The sequence below is a fragment of the Staphylococcus pasteuri genome, assembly GCF_030547725.1.
Lineage (GTDB): Bacteria > Bacillota > Bacilli > Staphylococcales > Staphylococcaceae > Staphylococcus > Staphylococcus pasteuri.
Window position 1 is genome coordinate 1 of record NZ_JAUOQO010000697.1, and the last position, 248, is coordinate 248.

The 248-nt window shown below is 31.0% G+C and carries 1 pseudogene; it reads right to left on the reverse strand.

Annotation, left to right across the window (positions count from 1 at the left end):
- Positions 1–248 (reverse strand): annotated as a pseudogene (locus Q4528_RS15195) (UDP-glucose 6-dehydrogenase); the annotation flags it as partial.

Below are 248 nucleotides of genomic sequence, written 5' to 3' on the forward strand. Positions count from 1 at the left end.
CATTTGGATTATGTGCCATAGCATCTTTAATTACGGCTTCAACCGAGCTAGTATTAAAGTAATTATTTTCAACGTCATAATCCGTAGGCGTTGCAATTATCACAAAGTCAGCATTTTTGTATGCAGCAACTTTATCTGTAGTGGCTGTAAAATTTAAATCACTTTGAGTTAAAAATTCGCTAATTTCAGTATCAACAATAGGCGATTGTTTTTTATTTAATAATGCTATTTTTTGCTCATCTATATCT